General features: G+C 51.8%; 12 protein-coding genes and 12 pseudogenes. 20 read left to right on the forward strand and 4 right to left on the reverse strand.

Features of this window, described 5'->3' with window-relative positions:
• Nucleotides 1-48: 48 nt before the first annotated feature.
• Nucleotides 49-170: pseudogene (locus ACQ86O_RS02385) on the forward strand (tyrosine-type recombinase/integrase); the annotation flags it as partial.
• Here the strand turns inward: ACQ86O_RS02385 and ACQ86O_RS02390 are convergent.
• Nucleotides 160-623: pseudogene (locus tag ACQ86O_RS02390) on the reverse strand (AAA family ATPase); the annotation flags it as partial. The pseudogenes ACQ86O_RS02385 and ACQ86O_RS02390 overlap by 11 nt on opposite strands.
• A gap of 135 nt (nucleotides 624-758) precedes the next feature.
• Here ACQ86O_RS02390 and ACQ86O_RS02395 point away from each other — a divergent pair.
• From ACQ86O_RS02395 to ACQ86O_RS02455, 13 genes and pseudogenes are all read left to right on the forward strand, one after another.
• Nucleotides 759-1,486: pseudogene (locus ACQ86O_RS02395) on the forward strand (MerR family transcriptional regulator).
• Between the two features lie 98 nt (nucleotides 1,487-1,584).
• Nucleotides 1,585-1,995, forward strand: a pseudogene (gene uraH / locus ACQ86O_RS02400) (hydroxyisourate hydrolase).
• 168 nt (nucleotides 1,996-2,163) lie between these two features.
• Nucleotides 2,164-2,597, forward strand: a pseudogene (locus tag ACQ86O_RS02405) (nuclear transport factor 2 family protein).
• Nucleotides 2,594-3,313 (forward strand): SDR family NAD(P)-dependent oxidoreductase, encoded by a 720-nt coding sequence (locus tag ACQ86O_RS02410; protein WP_431223993.1) that lies wholly within the window; start codon nucleotides 2,594-2,596, stop codon nucleotides 3,311-3,313. Before ACQ86O_RS02405 ends, ACQ86O_RS02410 begins: the two are co-directional and overlap by 4 nt.
• Complete coding sequence (locus ACQ86O_RS02415) at nucleotides 3,310-4,569, forward strand: NAD(P)/FAD-dependent oxidoreductase (protein WP_431223994.1); 1,260 nt, start codon at nucleotides 3,310-3,312, stop codon at nucleotides 4,567-4,569. Before ACQ86O_RS02410 ends, ACQ86O_RS02415 begins: the two co-directional genes overlap by 4 nt.
• Nucleotide 4,570: 1 nt before the next feature.
• Complete coding sequence (locus ACQ86O_RS02420) at nucleotides 4,571-5,284, forward strand: DUF1365 domain-containing protein (RefSeq protein ID WP_431223995.1); 714 nt, start codon at nucleotides 4,571-4,573, stop codon at nucleotides 5,282-5,284.
• Between the two features lie 5 nt (nucleotides 5,285-5,289).
• The gene (locus ACQ86O_RS02425) at nucleotides 5,290-6,510 is read left to right on the forward strand and encodes a class I SAM-dependent methyltransferase (protein ID WP_431223996.1); all 1,221 of its coding nucleotides are present in this window, start codon (nucleotides 5,290-5,292) and stop codon (nucleotides 6,508-6,510) included.
• Entirely contained in the window at nucleotides 6,507-6,992 is a 486-nt protein-coding gene (locus ACQ86O_RS02430; RefSeq protein WP_431223997.1) for a DUF2878 domain-containing protein, read from the forward strand. The genes ACQ86O_RS02425 and ACQ86O_RS02430 overlap by 4 nt, the downstream gene beginning before the upstream one ends.
• Nucleotides 6,989-7,515, forward strand: a pseudogene (locus ACQ86O_RS02435) (hypothetical protein). Before ACQ86O_RS02430 ends, ACQ86O_RS02435 begins: the two are co-directional and overlap by 4 nt.
• The gene (locus ACQ86O_RS02440; RefSeq protein WP_431223998.1) at nucleotides 7,512-8,042 is read left to right on the forward strand and encodes a DUF3833 domain-containing protein; all 531 of its coding nucleotides are present in this window, start codon (nucleotides 7,512-7,514) and stop codon (nucleotides 8,040-8,042) included. Before ACQ86O_RS02435 ends, ACQ86O_RS02440 begins: the two are co-directional and overlap by 4 nt.
• A gap of 12 nt (nucleotides 8,043-8,054) precedes the next feature.
• A pseudogene (locus ACQ86O_RS02445) lies at nucleotides 8,055-9,011 on the forward strand (YbgA family protein); the annotation flags it as partial.
• Between the two features lie 201 nt (nucleotides 9,012-9,212).
• Nucleotides 9,213-9,371 carry a hypothetical protein gene (locus tag ACQ86O_RS02450; RefSeq protein WP_431223999.1) on the forward strand — a complete coding sequence of 53 codons (159 nt, stop codon included), beginning with the start codon at nucleotides 9,213-9,215 and terminating at the stop codon, nucleotides 9,369-9,371.
• A 322-nt stretch (nucleotides 9,372-9,693) separates the two neighbouring features.
• Nucleotides 9,694-10,293, forward strand: a complete 600-nt coding sequence (locus tag ACQ86O_RS02455) for an ATP-dependent Clp protease proteolytic subunit (protein WP_431224000.1) — start codon at nucleotides 9,694-9,696, stop codon at nucleotides 10,291-10,293.
• Nucleotides 10,294-10,769: 476 nt separating this feature from the next.
• On the opposite strand, the pseudogene ACQ86O_RS02460 reads toward ACQ86O_RS02455, so the two are convergent.
• Nucleotides 10,770-11,384, reverse strand: a pseudogene (locus ACQ86O_RS02460) (alginate lyase family protein); the annotation flags it as partial.
• 610 nt (nucleotides 11,385-11,994) lie between these two features.
• Between ACQ86O_RS02460 and ACQ86O_RS02465 the strand changes: the two are divergent.
• A complete protein-coding gene (locus ACQ86O_RS02465) occupies nucleotides 11,995-12,648 on the forward strand; it encodes a lysostaphin resistance A-like protein (protein ID WP_431224001.1) in 654 nt (217 codons plus the stop codon).
• A gap of 10 nt (nucleotides 12,649-12,658) precedes the next feature.
• Here the strand turns inward: ACQ86O_RS02465 and ACQ86O_RS02470 are convergent, their stop codons facing one another.
• Entirely contained in the window at nucleotides 12,659-12,988 is a 330-nt protein-coding gene (locus tag ACQ86O_RS02470) for a ProQ/FINO family protein (RefSeq protein ID WP_431224002.1), read from the reverse strand.
• 435 nt (nucleotides 12,989-13,423) lie between these two features.
• Between ACQ86O_RS02470 and ACQ86O_RS02475 the strand changes: the two genes are divergently transcribed.
• From ACQ86O_RS02475 to ACQ86O_RS02495, 5 genes and pseudogenes are all read left to right on the forward strand, one after another.
• Nucleotides 13,424-13,816, forward strand: coding sequence for a hypothetical protein (locus ACQ86O_RS02475; protein ID WP_431224003.1), 393 nt, complete (start codon nucleotides 13,424-13,426; stop codon nucleotides 13,814-13,816).
• A 26-nt stretch (nucleotides 13,817-13,842) separates the two neighbouring features.
• The gene (locus ACQ86O_RS02480; protein WP_431224004.1) at nucleotides 13,843-14,058 is read left to right on the forward strand and encodes a hypothetical protein; all 216 of its coding nucleotides are present in this window, start codon (nucleotides 13,843-13,845) and stop codon (nucleotides 14,056-14,058) included.
• Between the two features lie 59 nt (nucleotides 14,059-14,117).
• Nucleotides 14,118-21,175, forward strand: a pseudogene (locus ACQ86O_RS02485) (autotransporter outer membrane beta-barrel domain-containing protein).
• A gap of 132 nt (nucleotides 21,176-21,307) precedes the next feature.
• Nucleotides 21,308-21,478, forward strand: a pseudogene (locus ACQ86O_RS02490) (IS256 family transposase); the annotation flags it as partial.
• Between the two features lie 58 nt (nucleotides 21,479-21,536).
• Nucleotides 21,537-22,384, forward strand: a pseudogene (locus tag ACQ86O_RS02495) (IS3 family transposase); the annotation flags it as partial.
• 42 nt (nucleotides 22,385-22,426) lie between these two features.
• Here the strand turns inward: ACQ86O_RS02495 and ACQ86O_RS02500 are convergent.
• Nucleotides 22,427-22,567, reverse strand: a pseudogene (locus ACQ86O_RS02500) (IS630 family transposase); the annotation flags it as partial.
• Nucleotides 22,568-22,622: the final 55 nt, after the last annotated feature.

Raw genomic sequence — 22,622 nt, forward strand, 5'->3', positions numbered from 1 at the left:
TGATGTTGCATTATGCCATTGCTTATTTTTTGCAATAAATTTTACGCGGTGAGCGAGAATACCGTCAACAAAGCTTTGCGTGTGATGAGCTATGACATGAAGACAGAGGTTTCCGGGCTATGGCATGTAGTGCATTGATTGAGTCGGGATTGTGGTCGAGGGATGCGGTATAACGGCAGATAACCGGCCACCGCCATCTTCAACCACTTCCATCAACCGTTTGAGACCCGTCAGCGTATTACCGTTCAGGTCATGCGCCTCATCAACAAACAGTGCAACCGGCGCTTACCTTTTTTGACCAGTTCCTGCAGTTCCCGCTCGCGGCGTTCACCTTGTTTGGGGATCTGCACCTGCTTATCCTGCGCCAGATCGTAAAACAGGGCGTTAATCAGCGTTGCGAGCCGGACACTGTGCCTATCTACCGACAGGGAACGGGCGACAATAATTTTGTTTTCATCCATCAGTTGCTACTGTAGGCGGCGCAGGGTGACCGTTTTGCCACTCCCGACCACGCCACAGACGGCTATCACTCGCCCTTCGCGTATCGCCCCTTTAATGTCTTTCATCAGCTTCTTATGGTGGGCTGTTTCATAATACCCCGCCTGTTCAATCTGATTGTGGATACGTTGGAAAGAATTGGTGAAGTTGAGGTTTGAGGCACGGTTGGGAGTAAAGTGTCGTGCAAACGCCCGACACTTCATTCAAGCCGGCATTATGCGTAGTATATTGAAAGTGTTCTTTGTTATCGGATGTCTCTCATGGCTTACTCTATCGGCGAATTTGCCCGGCTTTGCGGAATAAACGCAACCACATTACGCGCCTGGCAGCGTCGTTACGGCCTGCTCAAACCGATGCGCACCGATGGTGGACATCGCCAGTACAGTGATGATGATGTCCAGCAGGCGCTCAAAATTCTCGACTGGGTAAAAAAGGGGTCACCATCAGCCAGGTGAAACCCCTGCTGGCTCGCCCGACAGAAGGTCAGACAAACAACTGGCACACTCTGCAAGAGAGAATGCTGCAGTTGCTTAAAGAGGGAAAAATCGAATCGCTGCGCCAGCAGATTTACGCTTCTGGCCGCGAGTATCCTCGCCCGGAGTTGGTCAAGGAAGTGCTGCGCCCGCTGCGCAGTAAAGTCTCTGCCAATATTCCGGCGATGATGACCCTGCGCGAGATCCTGGATGGCATTATCATTTCCTACACCTCATTTTGCCTCGAAAGGGACAAAAAAGCGGCAGGGGATAACTATCTGATCACCGGCTGGTACCTGTCAGACCCGTGCGAAATCTGGCTGGAAGCGCTCAGGCGTACTGGTCAAGGACAGCACATTGATGTCCTTCCCGTTCCGCCTGCCAGTCTGGCTCCGGAGCTGTTTCCTGAACGAAAATGGCTGCTTGTCATGACAGGTAAACTCACCCCCGCCCGCAAACAACAGATTGAACTGTGGCAACAACAGGTGATATCTCTTGAGGTCATTACACTTTGACGTTGTTCTTCCGTTAATTATCATAAAAGTTTGAATATTTATTTTTCACCGGGATGCTACCTTTTTCCTGTTTGTTTCAACCCCTACAGGAAATCATGATGATAAAAGCTACCGGTCTTATTCTGTTAACCTCTCTGGCAACAGCTCCTGCCGCTTTCAGTGCCCCTGCTGGCACGCTGAGCGTCCATATTCTGAACCAACAGACAGGTATTCCCTCGCCGAATGTTACCGTCACGCTTGAAAAAGAGCAGCAAAACAGCAGGGTCACGCTGGCTAGCGGTAAAACGGACGAAGACGGACGTATCAAATCTCTCTATCCACAGGACAAGGATATGCTGCCGGGAATTTACAAAGTGACCTTCAAAACCGGTGACTATTTCCACTAACAGAAGCAAACGTCGTTCTTCCCGGAGATCCCGGTGATGTTCACCGTCACCAAGACCAATGAAAAACTGCACATCCCACTGCTGTTAAGCCAGTATGGATACTCGACCTACAAAGGAAGTTAAAGATAAAGCATGCTCATGTTGCGCAGTTAACAGCATGAGCATGCAAACTTAATACGTTGAAGCTACTGAGAAAATAATTATCACCCCTCCAAAGTTGGACAAACATAAATAATTGTGTAAGTTTTAACTATGCAATAACGCTACGTTGTTCACTTCCAGGTGAGGCTCATGAGCTCTATGCCATCCATCATTACCCGGTTTGTTGATTATTACAGCAAGCTGGATAACCAGCCGCCATCTGCGTTGGCGGAGATCTATCATGCTGATGCCAGGCTGAGCGACCCGTTTGGTGAGCATCAGGGTCTTTTGTCGATCCAGCGTTACTTCACTCATCTATTGGCCAACGTAAAGCATTGCCGCTTTACCATCGATACCCCCTCTGCGAAGGCCATCGTTTTGCCGTAACTTGGGCAATGCATTGGTCTCACCCGCGGATTTCAGGGGGAGAAACACTAGTCCTCGCAGGATGTTCAATCGTCGATGTGCAGGATAACCTGATTATTCGCCAGCGCGATTACTACGATGCCGGGGAGATGATTTACGAGCGTCTTCCCCTTCTTGGCTGGGCGGTGCGAAGTGTTAAAAGGAGAATGCGCTCATGATGACTGTCCTCATCACCGGCGCAAGCTCCGGCATTGGTGCCGGGCTCGCGAAGTCCTGGGCCGATGACGGCTGCCACGTCATTGCCTGCGGGCGAGACCGGGCCAGGCTGGAAGCACTGCAACAGTACAGCCCGAATATCAGGTTACGCGTGTTCGATATGACGGACAGGGAGGCCTGCCGTCTGGCGCTTGCAGATTGCAGTGCCGATCTGATCGTTCTTTGTGCGGGAACCTGCGAATACCTGAAGCAGGGTGTGGTGGATGCCGCTCTGGTGGAACGAGTGATGAGTACCAACTTCCTGGGGCCAGTGAACTGTCTGGCCGCACTTCAGACCCTGCTTCTTCCAGGAAGTCGCGTGGCGCTGGTCAGTTCGATGGCGCACTGGCTGCCGTTCCCACGAGCAGAGGCGTATGGCGCGTCAAAAGCCGCCCTCACCTGGTTTGCCAATAGCCTGCGCCTTGACTGGGAGCCTAAAGGCATTGCCGTCACGGTTGTCTCACCGGGCTTTGTAGATACGCCGCTTACCCGTAAAAATGATTTTGCCATGCCCAGCCAGGTGAGCGTCGACGATGCCGTGAAGGCGATCCGTCGCGGGCTGGCGAAAGGGAAAAAGCACATCGCCTTTCCCACCGGATTCAGCCTGGTCATGAAGCTGCTTTCAGGGCTCCCGAATTTCCTTCAGCGCAGGCTGTTGCGCAGGATGGTTCGCTCATGAAAATCGCCATTATCGGCAGCGGTATCGCAGGGCTCACCTGCGCCTGGAGGCTGGCCGGACATCATCAGGTCACACTTTTCGAAGCGGAACCCACTGTGGGTGGGCATACCGCCACGGTGGATGTGACCACGCCGCAGGGCACGTATGCCATCGATACCGGGTTTATCGTCTACAATGACCGTACCTATCCGCGCTTTATGGGTCTGCTCAGCGAGCTGGGCATCAGCGGGCAAAAAACGCAGATGAGCTTCTCCGTGCATAATCCGCAAAGCGGGCTTGAGTACAACGGCCACACCCTCACCTCGCTGTTTGCACAGCGTCGTAACCTGGTTAATCCGGCGTTTTGGGGGCTGTTGAGAGATATTGTACGCTTCAACCGCCTGGCAAAAGAGGCGTTGGTGGGCGATGTTAACGAAAATGCCACGCTGGAGACTTTTCTCGAACAGCACGGCTTCAGCGCGTTTTTCGCGCGTCATTATATCCTGCCGATGGGGGCTGCCATCTGGTCCTCGTCACTGCAGGAGATGCGCCGCTTCCCGCTTCCGCTGTTTTTGCGCTTCTTTGAGCATCACGGCCTGCTGGACGTTACTCACCGTCCGCAGTGGTATGTGGTGCCCGGCGGTTCTCGCGAGTACGTTCGCGCCATTTTGGCCCAGTTGGGTGACCGCCTGACCCTGCGCCTCAACGCTCCGGTGCAGCAGGTCATCCGCCACAACGGGGGCGTTGAAATCCAGCTTGCGCAGTCGAGCCACACGTTCGACCAAGTGATCTTCGCCTGCCATTCCCCACAGGCGCTGGCGATGCTTGCTCATCCTACTCCTGCAGAAAGCGAGGTTCTGGGCGATATTAGCTGGCAGCATAACGAGGTGGTTTTGCACAGCGATCCACGCTGGCTGCCGGTGCGCGAGCGTGCCTGGGCAAGCTGGAACTATCGCCTGAGCGAACGGGACCAGGCCAGCGCCGGCGTCACCTACAACATGAATATCTTACAAGGGTTACCTGAGGGTAGCCCCCTGTTCTGCGTCACCCTGAACCCGGAAACGCCGGTGGACGAGCGCTATGTCTGGAAACGCTTTGTCTACGAGCACCCGCTGTTCAACCCGAAAAGCTGGCGCACCCAGTCGCGCCGCGGCGAGATTAACGGCCACCAACGGAGCTGGTTCTGTGGAGCTTACTGGTACAACGGTTTTCACGAGGATGGGGTACGTAGCGCGTTGGACGTGGTGAAAGGGATCGCTGCCGGGGAGGACCTGTAAGATGAACAGCTGCCTTTACCAGGGTGTGTTACGCCATCGTCGCTTCCAGCCGAAATCACACCATTTTCGCTATAACGTGTTTATGGCCTGGATCGATCTGGACGAGTTGGATGCGCTGCCGTCGGCGGGGATCCGCCGTAATCGATTTGCCGCGGCCACCTTCCATGACGCGGATTACCCACTCGGCGCACCGCTTAAAGAGAACGCCCTCGACCGGCTGCAAACCCTGACCGGGGAACGTCCCGATGGCCGCGTCATGCTCCTGACCCAGCTTCGTTATTTCGGCCTCCATTTTAATCCGATCAATCTCTACTACTGCTATGACAGTACGGGCATCCTGCGCTGGATATTGGCCGAAGTGCGCAACACCCCGTGGAACGAGCGCCATTACTATGCGGTGGATGGCCAGGTGGCTCGCCCGCAGCCGAAAGCCTTCCATGTCTCCCCGTTTAACCCGATGGATATGGTCTATCACTGGCGCTTCAACGCCCCCGGTAAAACGCTGCATATGCATATCGAAAATCATCAGGAGTCGAAGGTGTTCGACGCCACGCTCGCGCTTCGCCGTGAGCACCTAACGCGTGCGACCCTGAGATCGATATTGCTGCGCATACCGCTGATGACCCTGAAAACCATCCTGGCGATTTACTGGCAAGCGTTACGGCTGTGGCTTAAACGCGTGCCGTTGTACAACCATCCCGTCAGAAGGAGTTAGCGCTTATGACCGATCCTGCCTTTGCGCTTGAATCCGATATCCCTCGTAACGCCCGTATCGCGCGCTGGCTACTCTTTCGTTTGCTTAGCGGTATCCGCGAGGGCTCGCTCACCGTGCGAGAAGGACAGCAGCCCCTCCATTTTGGTGATGAGTCCTCCACGCTGCGTGCTGAAGTGCAAATCCTCACGCCGGGTGTTTACTGGCGTCTGCTCACCGGCGGCAGCCTCGCCGCGGCCGAATCCTGGATGGAGGGTGAGTGGGAGACGCATCAGTTAACCCCGCTTTTGCAGATCCTGGCCCTCAACGGCAAGGTGCTGGGAAGGCTGGAAAGTGGCTTTCGCCTGCTGGGCAATCCCTTGGAGCGGCTTCGCCACTGGACGCGGCGTAACTACCGCAAACAGGCGCGGGAAAACATCTCCGCCCATTACGACCTGGGTAACGAATTCTATGCGCACTTTCTCGATGAAGATCTGCTCTACTCCAGCGCGCTGTTCACCGCCGACGACCAGGCACTCTCCCAGGCCCAGCAGGCAAAAATGGCGCGTCTGTGCGAACAACTGGCGCTAACCGCAAGCGATCATCTGCTGGAAATCGGCACCGGCTGGGGGGCAATGGCGGAATACGCCGCCCGTCACTACGGCTGCCGCGTCACTACCACGACGCTGTCGCAGGAGCAGTACATCTGGGCTACAGAGCGGATTACCCGTGCGGGATTGCAAGACAGAGTACAGATTCTGCTGTGCGACTACCGCGACCTGACCGGAGAATTCGACAAACTGGTATCGGTTGAGATGATTGAAGCCGTGGGTAAACGCTACCTGCCGGACTTCTTCCGCACCTGTCAGGCGCGCCTGCGCCCGGGCGGCAGAATGGCGATTCAGGCCATCACCATTCAGGATCAGCGCTACCGCGACTACAGCAAAAGCGTCGATTTTATCCAGCGTTACATCTTCCCCGGCGGGTTCCTACCGAGCATCACGGCAATGAGTGAACTGATGACGCGTCACACCGATTTTGTCGTCCGTAATCTGTTCGATATGGGGCCAGACTATGCCCGCACGCTGACGCACTGGCGGCAGCGTTTTCTGCACGCCTGGCAGGACATTGAAAAGCTCGGTTTCGATGACAGGTTCCGCCGTATGTGGCTCTACTACTTTGGCTACTGCGAAGCCGGTTTTAACGCACGCACCATCAGCGTGGTGCAACTGACCGCCGAGCGCGTATGAACCGCTCTGTGCAGATCGTGCTGATGGCTCTCGCGTTCGATCTCTACTGGACGCTGGTAGTGTTGTTTCGCGAGCGCGGCCTGTTTCTGTGGCTCGCCCTGGCGATCCTGGCCTGTCTGATGCTGTCGCCTGCACACCGTGTTTACGCCCTGCTGCTGGCCGCAGCGGGCTGCAGTCTGGATGCCCTCTGGGTGCAGACGGGGCTGTTCGGCTTTAACAGCGACGCACTGTTGCCCCTGTGGATGATGGCGCTGTGGCTGATGTTCGCCACCGTCTGGATCCACTTGATCCACACGACCACGCTGCCGGGGTGGATGCTGGCTCTGCTGGCAACCGTTGGCGGTCCCGTCGCGTATGTGATTGGCGAACGTCTGGGTGCCATTACCTTCCGGGAGCCGACCTTGATCGTCGTCAGTTGGATAGCACCGGGTTGGCTGGTTCTGATGCTGTTGTTCCATATTCTGACGGGGAGGCGACAATGAGAACCTCTTTACTGATGCTGCTGTGGTTGGCGGCCATCGCGCCCGTCGCCCATGCCGCCGACTGGTTAAGCTGGCGCAAAGTGGGTGATGCCAGCCTCACATGGGGGCCGTTTACCGTTTATACCTCCCAACTGAGCACGCCGGATGGTCGGTATCATGGGCCGGAGCAGGATCAGGCGCTGATTATTACCTACAAACGCGACATCGATCGCGACCAGTTGGTCGAAGCTACCCGTTACCAGTGGCAGGCGCAGGGGATCCTGGAGCGCGAACCACAGAGCGAAGCCTGGCTGCGCATGCTGCAGTCCCTCTGGCCGGACGTCACGCCGGGCTCGCAGCTTACCTTTGTTCTCAAGGGTAAGCAGGGGCAGTTCTGGTATCGCGCCTCGGCGGCAGAAAAAGCTTTACCCCGCTCGGCTCCAGCCAGTCTGCAGCCTTCAGTACAAACTTTCTGGCCATCTGGCTCGATCCACGCACGCAATATCCCGAACTACGTCAGCAGTTGATCGGAGGTGAAAAATGAAACGCATTCTGACACTTGGCCTGGCGCTGATGATGCTTCTGGTGGGTTGTAGCACAGACATCAGCGACTATCGGCATCGAGAACCGCCGCTCGATATCTTCCACTACTTCCAGGGGAAAACCGAGGCATGGGGCATGGTACAGGACCGCAGCGGAAAACAGCTGCGCCGCTTCCACGTGGAAATCACTGGCAACGTCATCGGCGACACGCTGACGCTAAATGAACACTTTGTCTATGACGATGGCGAGAAGCAGCAACGGGTGTGGCATATCCGGCGCGTCAGCGCCAATCGCTACGAAGGCACCGCGGGCGATATTGAAGGTGTGGCCAGCGGCGTGGCCGAAGGCAATGCCTTTAACTGGCGTTACAGCATGAACGTGAAAGCCAATGGCAGTACCTGGCTGCTTCACTTTGATGACTGGATGTACCTGCAGGATGACACGCATCTTTTTAATAAAACAGAGATGAAGAAATTCGGTATCACTGTCGGTCAGGTGACGCTTTTCTTCACCCGAAAAGAACAGTAAGAGGATCGCGACATGAATAAGCAACCCGTCATTGGGATCAGCGGATGTTTAACCGGTTCGACTGTTCGGTTTGACGGCGGACATAAACGCATGAGCTTTGTCATGGACGGGCTGGCGCAGTGGGTGACCTTCAAACCCGTCAGCCCGGAGATGGCCATCGGCCTGCCCTCTCCCCATCCGACCCTGCGTCTGGTTCAGACCGCTGAAGGGGATTTTCGGCTGCAATTCAGCAAAGCGCCTCACGACGATGTGACGGAGAAAATGACCGAATTCACGGATTCCTATCTCTCACGTCTGGACGGACTATCGGGCTTTATCGTCTGCGCCAAATCGCCGAGCTGCGGCATGGAACGCGTGCGGTTGTACGATGAAAAGGGCAATCGCGGGCGTAAGGAGGGCGTGGGCCTCTTTACCAGGGCGCTGCTGGAGAAATACTCGTGGTTACCGGTTGAAGAAGATGGCCGCCTGCACGACCCGGTACTGCGGGAAAACTTTGTCGAGCGCATCTTCGCCCTGCACGAGTTGAACACCCTGAAGGCCAACGGTCTGACCCGCCATGCGCTGCTGGACTTCCACAGCCGGTACAAACTCCAACTGCTGGCGCACCACCAAAAAGGCTATCGAGAAATTGGACCGTTTGTCGCCTCGTTGCACGAGTGGGAAGATCTGGACGCATTCTTCGTAGCTTATCGCGAAAAACTGATGACGATCCTCAGAAAACCCGCCTCGCGCAAGAATCACACCAACGTACTGATGCACATTCAAGGGTATTTTCGTAACCAACTAAATTCGCGTCAACGCGGCGAACTGCATGACGTGATCCTTCACTATCGCGAGGGGCTGCTGCCAATACTCGCGCCGTTAACACTGCTTAAGCATTATTTGGGCGAATACCCAGATAGCTACCTGCTGACGCAAAAATACTTTGCCCCCTATCCGCATAATTTGGCTTTACGGCTGACGGTTAATGGAGAGCATGAAAAAACGTGGGGCACGTCATCGAATAACTTACTGTTGAAGGTAGAATAACTGCCATCATTTCACCTGTTGCCTGCCACGAAGATTTACGTCATCAAAATCGCTGTTCGTGGCGTAAGTCCCATGGTCTAGCACCAGCTAAGAATCGCTGCTGATACTTCGCTAGCCGCACTTCACTTCATTTTCCAGATCATGCAGGGCAGGGGAGATGACTACCTCCATCAGTTTCATATTCACGGCAAAGATTACGGTATCTCTTACGACGGTGGCACTGGCTTTCCGGATAATCCGTTCCGGACCGTGATTGATGATTTTAGTTTTGATATCGGCGATCGCTTTACCTACGTGTAAGAGCCTGCAATCGAAATCCCTTCGACTCGCAATCCATTGCCCCGAGCTAACAATAACTGCAAATAGACATTGTCATATCGACAAACCAACTGCCAGAATTCTGTTGCGCTGTTCATCTCAACTGGCTGTGTTTATGCGGCGTTACAGCTCTATCAGGTAGCACTGAAAAGTGTCTGAGTTCAGCGGTCTTCGATAGTGTTTGCAGGTCTAAGACAGGTAGTTTAGTGTTGCATTTCGGACTTGAATCCATCGTTTGCTATGAATGGCAAAAATAAACAGTGGTTTCAATAACATCTCATAAACTAAAATACAAAGAGTTATTATGCTGAAAAATTTCATATCACCAATTCTGGCATGCGCCGTATTATCAATTTCGGTAGTCAATGCTGCTTCTATTCAGAAATCATACCCGGCTAATGAAATTGCAAAAATATACTATTCTGGTGATATGAATACATCATCAATCAGTCGATTGGTCAGTGTTTTTGATGAAATCAATAAAAGCTCAGACACTAAGAAAATTTATCTATATATTAATAGCTATGGGGGAGATATGGACGCAGGGTTAATGGCGTCAGCTGTAATTAAAAGTTCAAGAATCCCTGTAACCACGATAGCCATGTCAACAGTTGGCTCATCAGCGACCATCATGCTTTGCGCAGCAGAGGACAGACGTTCCTTACCTGATGGATATATTTACCTTCACCCATCATTTATTAATTACAATGGGGATGTGAGGCCAAATAACATTCATGAAATGAGTAATGAAAGCAGAAGGTTTAATAATATGTTCAAAAAAACATATAAAACATGCACTAATTTAACTAATGACATGATCAATAACATTCTTTATAGTGAGTCTAATCGAATAACTTACACCCCTGAAGAGGCAAAAAATAAATCTTATATCTGTCATCGATAGTAAAATCGTTGAGGCAGATAAAAATTATTATGTTACCAATAATGGATCTGGTGGGTAACTAAATTTTAGCCATGGTATTTCCCAGGTGTTTAGGTAGGGTAACCCAAAACTGTCTCACCGGGTTGACTGCTTTGGGTTTACCTAAAACGGACGGGTTTAATATGGCTTTGCCCACGGGAAGGTCAGTTATCTTAGTTACGATCACCAACTAAACCGTGAGTCAATGTCTCCCAGAGGTAATGAAAATGCCCTTTGGTTGGCCTGGTGCTTACCAGAAATTCAGCAGTGTGAGGGAGGTCAAGTCCTTGACGTACAGAGTACTGGTTAAATCCGACTTCAAATGTACCTTTAGTATTGAGTTTGTAGCCATCATAGTTTTGGCATAATTTATCAGATAACACAGCAGCCTGGTATGCACTGTGCAATTCTATAGCTTTAATAATGCGCATCTGAGCATTTTTGGAGTTATCCTGATATCAATCAATACCCTGCAACCTGGCTGTCTCGGTAGTATTGATTATGGCCGCTAGGCCATAAGCAGTATGCTCAAAATCACGACAACTTTCCTGTGTCAAACCCTCAACATAGCTTTTGGGGTTATTCCAGTATGCATTTATTTGTGAGTCATTACGTGAACACCATGAGACGTTTTTAGGTCTGGAACCGTCGGACGATAGATAAATATAGGACGGGACAAGGCTGTGCCATTTCTCAATGGCATCATTGAACCACTTCGTATTTTTATTAAAAACTGCAATATTTAACATCGCCTCTATCGCACTCGCATGCCAGCTCTTATTATAGCAAGCGTAGCTACCGGAAAACATTCGTGAAATATCGAGGCTATACTGCTCCGCAAATAATTTATTCACCTTGTCTTTTTCTGATTGAGGCCAGCCGGTGTAAGTGTACTTAACAATTTCAGCAGCCCGGGTGAACATTGCTGCGGACCAGGATGCCTGCAATGGTCCATTGCTATTGGTATGTCCCCCCGTGAGGGTATTAGCCCAGGCATTAAAAATTTTGCGTACATTTTCAGCGTAGACAGTCTCACCACTAAGCCTCCACAACAGCGCCTGTGTATAAGCGGCTTGAGCATCCCTTACTTCATCCGTACATCCATTATTTGGATTAGAAGATGAACCACATTCAACAGTACTCCAGAGGGTGGTTCATAATGTTTGTCAGCGAGAGGGTCTTGTAAAACCCTTTCGTAGGCTGACTTCCACGGCTCTCTGGATAGATTATCTTTAACATATTGCAACTGCTTTAAACTTACAAAGACACTAGAGTGATTAAAGCCGTTCTCAGCAGCGCCACAAAAAAAGGTATCAAAGTAAAACACATAAAAATATATCTAATCATAATTTCCTCTCAATAACATGAAAAGTAGTGTGTAGTCAGGCCACAATGCAATCCAAATCCGACAGCTATCCCGACATGGAGGAAATCATAGTATGGCTTATACAATCAGCGTAAATTTCATTTGCAGTTATTGTGAGCTAGGGGCAATGGATTGCGAGCCGGGCAGGCTAAATGCGAGCTCAGTATCACGTAATGTGAGCCGGTAGTGTTTTTCATTTTCAATTAATGTGAACCAAAATCGGCGCTGATTGCGAGTCGAAGGGATTTCGATTGCGGGCCCTTACAAATAGAGGTATGTGTCATGAACGATCCTTATTAAAATAGACAGGAGAAAGAGTGATTCACACGCGCAACAAATACCTTCAGTTTCTACTCGTTTTGATGTCAGCCTGGGCCATCATCTGGGGAACGCTTTTTGTCATGGGGCAAGCCGTTCTTCTTTACGGCGAAGGGCAGCACGCGATGTTTGCCAGCCACGGTGTCGTATTCATTTATCTGTTGCCCGTGTTTTTCGTGTACCGGCGCTGGGTTGCTCCACTACCTGTTGTCGGCCAACTGCACAACGTCGGCGCACTGTGGCTTGTTGGCGCAATGGCGGTACTGTACATAGCGGAATATATCTGGGGTAAGACGACCGGTCAGCCAACTGAGACTTTTGTAACGACGCTCTATGATAGCAAAACGCTGGCTGGGATTGTCACCACGACCCTCACCATTTTTGTGCTTGCGCCGCTGAATGAAGAAACGCTTTTTCGCGGCTTCATGACGAACGTGTTCCATTCGCGGCAGCGATGGACGTTATGGTTGGGTGCAGTGTTCACCTCACTGCTCTTTGCTGTTGTACATTCGCAGTACCAGAACCTAAGCACGCTGGTCGAGATGTTCCTAGTCGGGATTATTACATCTATAGCGCGTATGCGTAGCGGCGGGTTGCTGTTATCTGTGCTGTTGCACATGGAAGCAACCGGTCTGGGGTTACTGCTGGGATAACTGCCAACTTTTATCGGTCCTCCGTAAGCGCAAGACGTTCTAATGCCAGTTGGGACTCAAGCTCGGTTACATAGCCCTGAACCTCTCCGTCGAGATCATATCGAGGGGCATTCGTTAGTATTCGTGACAAGTAACCTGGTGATCGGGTTATCGATTTCAGGCAGCGCCGCAGAACCTTATGCGACAAGGGTAGCCCCCTTTGTTCAATATCGTGAAAAAAATCCTCCCTGATATTAATCTTCAACAATCGTGCTTGCTGCCCATCAAAAAGACCGGGCCAATAGCCACTGTTTCCCCGGTCTCCGGTCTGTTCACCGGCAGCACGGGTGACTTCCGCCACACGACGTTCTGCTGCCCGGACTGCTTGCCCAGGCAAGCGACTCTTTCGGTGACTGCCTCACGCTTTTTTATGCTCTCCAGTGACAATTCTTCAGTATAAAACGATCACGCAATTCATATGCTTCAGATAATTAGTTACCCCTTATAGATCAAATACATTGATATGTTTTAACGATCGTTATTTTGTAATTGATAGTAAAAACCTATCATGATTTTATTATCGATCGTTTTAAACGATTATCTTGCCGGGAATTTTCTGACTACAATTTGTTCAGATGAACTAATGTGTGCTATTCAATGAAAATAGATAACGCCATTTTTTCACATTTAAGTTGGTGCTTTGTTTGGGCTTTTGCCGTTATTTTTTCAATAACGTTTTGGTTTTTGCTGGCTTTTTTATTTTCTGACGAAAATGGTTAATAAAGGATAACTAGCCATGAAAGGGATTGTCATTTTCAGTAACTGCACATTTTCGCGTGCGGCATTACACTCTATTCTTATCGACCTATATCCAGGTGCTGAAATCAAAGATGCAGATGCAAGTGATCCTCTTGACTTGATAGATACTGATAGAATTATTTTTATACTCAATGAATGTAATTTGCTGTACTACAGTGAGTTTTTTCTCAAATATTGCAAGTATATCCCGTATGAGAAAATTATCTTACTTGGCGATGAGAGAAATAACTTAATATTCAACGCTATTGCGTGCCATGAATATAAACATATTGATATCACTTTGCCTACGAAGATACTCATTGACGAATTCAGTGCAGCCATATCACAAAGAAAATCTATATATGGTGAGAAAAAAATAAAAATGCGATAACTTCTTATGAGATAGAGGTTGTCAGGATGCTTTCTGCTGGGCATTCTTTATCGGAAATCGCGTTCATAAAAAGAAGAAGCTTAAAAACAATTAGTCATTATAAATGTAGTTTTTTTAGAAAACTAGGATTGGAGAACAGATTAGTGACTTTATTGAAAATAACTCAAGGAACAGAGAGGAATCCTGAATACCAATACAAACATGATTTGCACAGGTTTTTGGAATTTTATGCAACCACTTAGTTGTTAAGGAAGATTTGCTATTTTCATCGATGTTACTTTAATTATAACCTAGGAATATTATGAACAGAGTGTTTAAAGTTATTTGGAATGCCGCATTGAATCGTTTCGATGTGGTACCTGAGTTCGTTAAATCAGGAAAAAAATGTCAATCAAGTTCCACGTCGACGGTCAGTGATGACTTGCGTTTAGCGGCCCCATCCCACTTGAGTAAGATAGCACTGACTTTGCTATTGGCCTTGAGCGGGCACGTGGTATTTGCTGCCGATATTGATGTCCCGGCGTTTACTCCAGAGGTTGATTTTGAACAGCTGATTTCGGGAACTGGCAATAACCTCACAGGTAGTTTCAGCACGATAGCCCGCGGTAATCGTGGTTCTGTCAACACCAAGTTAGGTAATATTCCCGCCGCTAATTTTCTTAACGGTGCGGAAAACCTGATTAGTAAGAATATTTTCAATATAGGTTCTCTTGTTACCACAAGTTTCCCGGATCCCAAAGGAACGGGTGCTGACATATCAATCGATGTGTACAGCAACGACAAAATGTCGATCAAACCTCTTGCCAATTTTGACGTCACGGTCTCTACCGCTGCGGGTGAGAATGGACAATATATAAACCGCAACTTCTTCCAGTTGCAAGACGGTAGCGATTTAAATGTCAATGTCGGCAGTGTAGCCGCAGATTGGGTTAATAGTGCAGATAACCGCTTTAGCGCTATTCTTAAGGGAAGCAAGAAAGGCTTACCAGGCGAGCCCGTGATGACAACCGCTTCCGCCTTCCGTGTTACTTCCGACAATAGTTCAGCCCTGAACACGGTGCTCAACTATAATTCCAAGACTGTCGTTGACATGGGGAATCTAAATAATAACATTCGTGATCAAAGTACCGCCATTGCCAACCCACCACTCGATAATTTCGTGGGTTCATTCACCAGTCTTTTAGGGCCGCAAAACGTACAGAACTTTGCTGACTTCCAAAATTATAATACCGCGTTGATCAATGCCATTAGAACCGGCACGGTTGTGCTTGACACTAAAGGTTATCAGAAACAGCTGGCACTGGCCTACTATCCGGCAAGTAGCTCCAACTTATCACCGAAGGTTACCCCCATATACGTTGATATGGGGATTGACCCCAACGATGCCATCTATCATCTCATTGATGCCGATCGGGTCGCGTTTATCCATGGCACCGGGCAACATGCCATAGTCAACATTGCTGCAGACGCGAATATCCAGGCCTACAACAGTGATATTTCTGTTGTGCGTCTTGAGGATGGTGCAACCTTGAATAACGCCGGAACCTTGGGTTCTGCGGCAGCAACGACAGGTGGAACGAGGCTCATTTCTGCTACCAACAGTACGGTAATCAATGAGGCGACGGGGGTGCTGGATGCTGGCACCAACACGGAGATGGCCGATTTTAAACCCACTCCCACGTCTTCAGTACCTCTGTATGTTGCTAACGGCAAACACACGGCAATATTGGCCAATGGTGCCTCGACGGTGATTAACAATGGCGTAATTAATACGGCAACACCCGGCAACAGTGGTTTTACCAAAGCTGCCATTATTGACGATACTTCATCCTTTACGAATAACGGCGCTATCAATATTTCCACAACGCCGGATTTATCCTCTACAGGAGCGACCACTGAAGGGGTCAACGTTCAAAAAGGCTCGACCTTTGATAACAACGGCACCATCAATATTGGCCGTACTGCCCAGCGCTTCTTGGGCGATGCCACCACCGATCTGGCGATCAGCCAAGCCTCTTTTGCAGTAAAACTGATTCAGAATGCGATCTTCAACAACAATGCCACGGGTAAAATCGTAATTGGCAGTAAAACTGAAGGCGCAACAGGGATCCTGGCTCAGGGGGCGGGGACGCAGGTCAACCAGAACGGGGTCATCGAACTGAACGGCGCAGGCACAGTCCCTGGGGTCGTCAGCAAACAGAATATCGGTATTTCCTCTGGCTCTGGAGCCCAAAATGTCTTCAATAATGGCGATATCATTATTAATGGTATTAATACGGTAGGCATGAAAGTGCTGGACAACAGTGCCGCGACGAATGCGGGTAACATTTATGTCAATAAAGGGCTTGATACTGCCACTAATGTAGCGAACTACGGTATTCAAGCGATAGGCGCAGGCGCGGTGGCTAACCTTTCGGGTAAGGTGAGCCTTACCGGTGACAGCGCTATCGGTGTGGTTGCCGAAGACAGGGGCACCATCAACGTCAACGGCAACGGCCAGGTGGCGTTTACTGCCGGCGAAAAACAGGTGGGCTACCTGATCTACGGTGCGGGTGCAAGCATTAACAACACTGCCCTGGGGAGGAGACGGTCTCAACGAACCGTTCTACGTTGTATCGTGTTGATAGAGGCGCCTCCTTTGAGGGGACAAACGCGTCTACCATGAATGCCACCGGCCAGGACTCATCGCTTATTCAGGTCACCGGTACGGGCAGCAACTTTAGTTCCGGTGCCCTGGCGATGAACCTGATGGGGGATGGCACCAGCGGCGTGAAAGTCGAAGGTGGGGCTGTCGGTACCATCACGGCTGATGCCAGCCTGACGTTAAGTGGTAGCGGCGCAACGGCCGGGATTGTGGATGGAAACTACTACGGCCTGGATGGCAACCCCACGGGGCCCAAAGGCAAATCCGTACTGAACAGTGCGGCTGTGCTCACCACCGGCAACACGGCGTCGGGCGCGTATGGCTATATCGCCCGCAACGGCGGCGAACTGGTCCACACCGGCTCAATTGATTTTACCCAGGCGGGCAGCACCGGGGTGCTGGTGAGTGGGGGTACGCTGACCAACCAGAACAGTATTACTGTCAACGGCACTGCCGTGAATATTCAGGGCGCGGGTTCCGTTGTCAATAACACCGGAATCGTGAAGGCCACCGACGGTACAGCTGCTTATCTGTTGGGCGCAGGAGCGAGCCTGACCCTGTCCGGCAATGGCGAAACCCAGGCGGGCGGCACGGCGCATGGCGTACTGCTGGATACCGGGGCCACGGCGCTGACGGTTGACGGCGCCACCATCACCATGATGGCAGGCGGTACCGGTAATGCGATTGAAAACAGTGCGGAAATCGCCGGAATACGGCTCAAAGACACCACGTTGACCGTTGGCGATGGTGCGGGCGTTCGTACCGGGACGTCTATGGCGGCGACCAACTCTGGCGTGATCAATGTCAACGGCAGCGGCACGGGTATTCTGTTTGCCAATGCCGACGGTAGCATTACCAACAACACTCTGGACATGTCCGACTCAGCAGATTTAGTGATTAACGTCAATTCAGCCGCGGGCAAAGGGATTGTCAGCAATTCTCGCCAGGATCTGAACACCGGTGCCAGCGTGAACGTCAACGATGCGGCGGGTGGAGCGGCACTGATTGTTGGTGGAACCACCGGTCATGTCGTCCAGTCGGGCAAACTGATTTCACAATCTCTCACCAGCCCGGTAGTGGACATCAACAATGGGTTTGTCACCGGTTTCGTCAACAACGGCACTATACAGGCCCATAGCGCGGCGCAGGAAGCGATAACCAATACCACCGGCAATGGTGTTGCCTTTACCAACCAGACGGGCGGCAGCATTGTCGGCCAGGTCAACCTGTTGGCGGGCAACAACACCGTCACCCTGATGCAAGGCAGTCAAGGGACTGATTTCACCACCGGCAGCGGTGATGATGCCTTCATTCTGAAAGGGCTGACACTGGCGGATACTGGCGTATTCAGTTCACTGAACGGCGGCACGGGCAGCGACACCCTGACGCTGGACAGCTCGCTGTATACCCTGAGCAATGTGGATGCTATCCAGAATATGGAATACATCAATCTGATCAACAACTCCACGCTGACTTTGGACAATGTGCTGTTGGCACTGGGGGACAATCAGGATGATAACGCGAATACCGGCTTTAACCTGGGGGATGGCAGCCTGTTGCAGGTCAACAACCTCAATGCCGTGAACTTTAACAGCAAATTGAACGGCCTGGGCACGGTTGCGGTCAATACAGCGGGTAATGCGTTCAACTTTACCGCCAATGCTGCTCAGAATGCCTTTAATGGGGTGCTGGCGCTGGGCCACTCCACCTTTGATTTGGCGGCGGATAACACGGCAGCATTGATTAATGCCACCTTGAAGCTGGGGGCGGACAGCTTCACCACAGTTGGGGACGGTATCCAGACCATTGGCGGATTGATCTTTGATGGCGGGACGGCGAAATTCGATACCGGCACCCCGGGTGAAACGGTGGCGAAAAGCACCATTCATACCACGAAAGAGATGAACCTGCTGGGCACCGGTACCGTGGTCGTGGACATCGACAGCGTCGACAACAGCCAGACGCCGGTCAATCCAGCACTGCCCATCATGGAGCAGGATGATGGCAATACCCTGTTGCAACTGGCGGTGAGTGATGTGGCAGTGCAGGGCAATGGCGGTAACCTGGTACTGAAAGACCAGGATGGCAATGTGATCACCGACAGCACCACGGCCAATATCGTGCAGAACGGCACCACGGTGGCGAAAGGCACCTACGATTACCGTCTGAGCAGTGGGCTGAGTAATGATGGTCTGTATGTGAGCTATGGCCTGACGGAAGTCGACCTGCTGGGCAGCGGCGCAGAGGCCTTGTCACTGTATGCCACCAATAAAACCGGTGCGGCAGCCGATCTGAGTGCCAGAATTACCGGCAGCGGTGATTTGGCGATTGATACCGGAGCGGGCAGCTATGTTTCACTGTCTAACCGGAACAACGACTACACCGGCATGACCGAGGTGCGCAACGGTACCTTGCAGATGCTGAATGATAACGTGCTGGGCAATACCTCGCTATTGTCACTGGCGGCAGAGACCACCTTTGACATGAACGGTCGCAACCAGACGGTGGGTGAACTGAATGGAACGGCGGGCTCGTTATTAAATGTCAATAACGGCAACCTGACCCTGAGTCGGGGCGGTGTATCTGACGGTGAACTGGCCGGCAGCGGTACGCTGACCCTTGCCGCCGATATCTTGACCGTTAATGGAGCCAATAACGCGTTGACCGTCACCACCATCATTGCCAGTGATGCACAAGCCGTGCTCAACAACACGGCGGGTCTGGGCAGTGGCAACATCGTCAACGCCGGTTTGCTGACCCTGCAAGGTGCGACCGGTGAATTGGTCAATGCCATCAGTGATGCAGGCAGTGTGGTGTTGCAAAATAACAGCGACGTGGCGGCCAGCGGTGATAACAGCCTGTTCAGCGGCCTGTTTGATATCAACCAAGATAGCCAACTGGCGGTGTCACAGGCGGACAATCTGGGCAGCGCGGCGGTGACCAACAACGGTTCGCTGGTCTTGAACTCCGCCACGGACTGGACCTTGGAAAACAGCGTGTCCGGTACCGGTAGCCTGACTAAAAATGGCGCAGGCACGGTATCCTTGACCGAAACAGCGGCCTACACCGGCCAGACGGACATTAATGCGGGCGGCCTGATACTGGGCAGCAGCGAGGTGCCGATGACGTTGGCCAGCCAGCAGGTGAATATTGCCAGCGGGGCCTTTATGGGCGGTTTTGGTGGCGTTGCGGGGACGATCGATAACCAGGGGATGTTGTTTGTCGGCAGCCCGACGGCGGCCGAGGTGCAAGACTTTGCCCTTCAGTCTGCGGGCAGTCCGGTATTTACCGTTGGCGGCAACCTGAACAACAGCGGTATGGTGTTTATTGGCAACCCGAACAGTGCGGTCGGCAACCAACTAGTGGTCGAGGGCAACTATAACGGCAACAACGGCCTGCTGCATTTCAACACCGTGCTGGGCGATGACAGTTCACTGACCGACCACATGGTGGTCAACGGCAACACCAGCGGCACCACGCGTGTCAGCGTGGATAATGCCGGCGGTCTGGGCGCACAAACCCTCAACGGTATCGAGCTGATCCAGGTGAATGGTCAGTCAGCAGGTGAGTTCGAGCAGAGCGGGCGTATTGTCGCCGGTGCCTATGATTACAGCCTCATCCGGGGAGCAGGCAGCAATGCCGCCAACTGGTACCTGAGCAATTACGTGGATGAACCGGGAACGCCGACCGATCCCGAGAACCCGACAGAGCCGGAAAACCCAGCCAATCCTGGGCAGGAAACCCAGCGGCCGGAAGCTGGTAGCTACACTGCCAACCTGGCCGCGGCCAACACTATGTTTGTGACGCGTCTGCACGATCGCCTGGGTGAAACCCAGTATATCGACATGCTGACCGGTGAGCGGAAAGTGACCAGCATGTGGATGCGCAATGAAGGCGGTCACACCCGTTCACGCGACGCTTCTGGTCAATTGCAAACGCAAAGCAACCGCTATGTCTTGCAGTTGGGGGGTGATATTGCCCAATGGAGCAACAATGATCTTGATCGTTTCCACCTGGGGGTCATGGCCGGTTACGGTAACAGCAAGAGCAATACCCGTTCGAACCGTTCCGGATACCGCTCTGATGGCTCGGTTGATGGCTACAACCTGGGTGTGTATGGTACCTGGTATGCCAACGAGGAAGATAAATCCGGATTGTATGTAGACAGCTGGGCACAATACAGTTGGTTCAACAACAGCGTGCAGGGCGAAGGACTGTCAGCCGAAGAGTACAAGTCGAAAGGGGTGACGGCTTCGGTGGAGAGCGGCTATACCTTCAACCTGGGTGAAAATGCGGCCAAGACCAAGACATACTTTGTCCAGCCTAAAGCACAGGTAACCTGGATGGGAGTCAAGGCGGACGAGCATCGTGAAACCAACGGCACTAAGGTGAGCGGCCAGGGTGACGGCAATATCCAGACGCGTTTGGGCGTGCGTGCCTATATGAAAGGCCATCATGCTATGGATAATGGTAAAGACCGTGAGTTCCAGCCGTTTGTGGAGGCCAACTGGATCCACAACAGCAAAGACTTCGGCACCACAATGAATGGCGCAGAAGTGAAGCAGGCCGGGTCTAAGAACATCGGTGAGCTGAAGCTGGGTATCGAAGGGCAAATCAGCAAGCAGTTGAATGTCTGGGGCAATGTCGGCCAGCAGGTGGGTGACAAAGGCTACAGCGATACGGGTGTGATGTTGGGGGTGAAATACAACTTCTAACCTTGGTTATTTCTTATAATAACGGCGCAAAAGCGCCGTTATTCATTCTAACCTCTAGAGGGAGACTGTAAGTAAAATTGTGTATCTGCCTGTTTTTGATATGTTCACTCCAACAACGGAGACAGGCAAATTATGGACGAAAAGGAACTTAAAGCCCTCGCAACTGAACTGGTTAAAGGCCTTAAAACCGAAACCGGCCTCAATCAGTTTTCCCGTATGCTGACCGTTGAAACGGCGCTAAAGGTTAAGTTAACTGATCGCCTCGGGCACAAGAAAAATGCACCTAAAGCAGGTTCAAAAACTGGACTGACCCCACCCCGGTAGACGATCCTGCCCTATAGTTTGAGCATAGGGGGAGTATATGGGCACACCACGATTTACACCTGAATTTAAGGAAGAAGCCGTCCGTCAGATGACGGAGCGCGGTTATTCCGTTGCCGAAGTATCCGACCGTCTGGGCGTTTCTGCGTACAGCCTCTACAAGTGGCTACGGGCTATCAAGCCTGATAACAGCGAACAGCATGCCCAGGATTTACTGGAAGCCAAAAGCGAGATCCTGAAACTACGCGCGCAGCTAAAACGCACCGAAGAAGAACGGGATATCCTGAAAAAGGCCGCGCGGTACTTTGCAAGGGAGCCCGACTGAAGTACCGCTTTATCAATGAGCACCGCACTGTATGGGGTGTGATGACGATGTGTCGGGTACTGAATGTCGCCCGGGCCGGGTTCTACCCGTGGCTGCACAACCCGGTCTCGGCGAGTGATAAAGATAACCAGCGTCTGCTGACGCTTATCCGTGATTCCTATTCACTGAGCGGAGGCGTATACGGTTACCGGCGGGTTCATGGCGATCTGAACGAAATCGGGGAAACCTGCGGCAAAAACCGGGTGGGCCGTATTATGCAACTGAACCGGATTAAAGCCGTGCGTGGCTATAAAGCGCCACGGCGTATCGCCGGCCGACCTTCAGTGGTTGCCCCTAATCGCGTGCAGCGGCAGTTTACCGTTGTCCAGGCCAATCAGGTCTGGGTCACCGACATCACTTATATCCGGACCTGGCAGGGCTGGTTGTATCTGGCGGTGGTTATCGACCTCTTCGCCCGTAACGTGGTGGGCTGGTCGATAAAGCCGACCCTCTCACGCGAACTGGCACTGGATGCGCTGATAATGGCGGTCTGGCGACGTAAACCGGATGAATCGCTCTACGTGGTTGACCCACGGTGAGTAGACTGGTTGATAAATAACAATAAAAGCAACGTCGCTGACTTTGTCACCACGATGAAGCATAAGCATCGCGGTCAGTCTGCGGGCATGACCTTTGTCGCGTGTTTTGTGAATAGTTTTCAGTATCAGGCGTCTTTCGTCTCGGGGTATCGGTGCTATTATCGGCATAACTCAGTCCGGTTGAGTGGTTTGGGATATTCAGCGATTGATCAGATCGCTTAAA

The sequence above is a fragment of the Serratia sp. L9 genome, from assembly GCF_050632285.1.
Classification (GTDB): domain Bacteria; phylum Pseudomonadota; class Gammaproteobacteria; order Enterobacterales; family Enterobacteriaceae; genus Chania.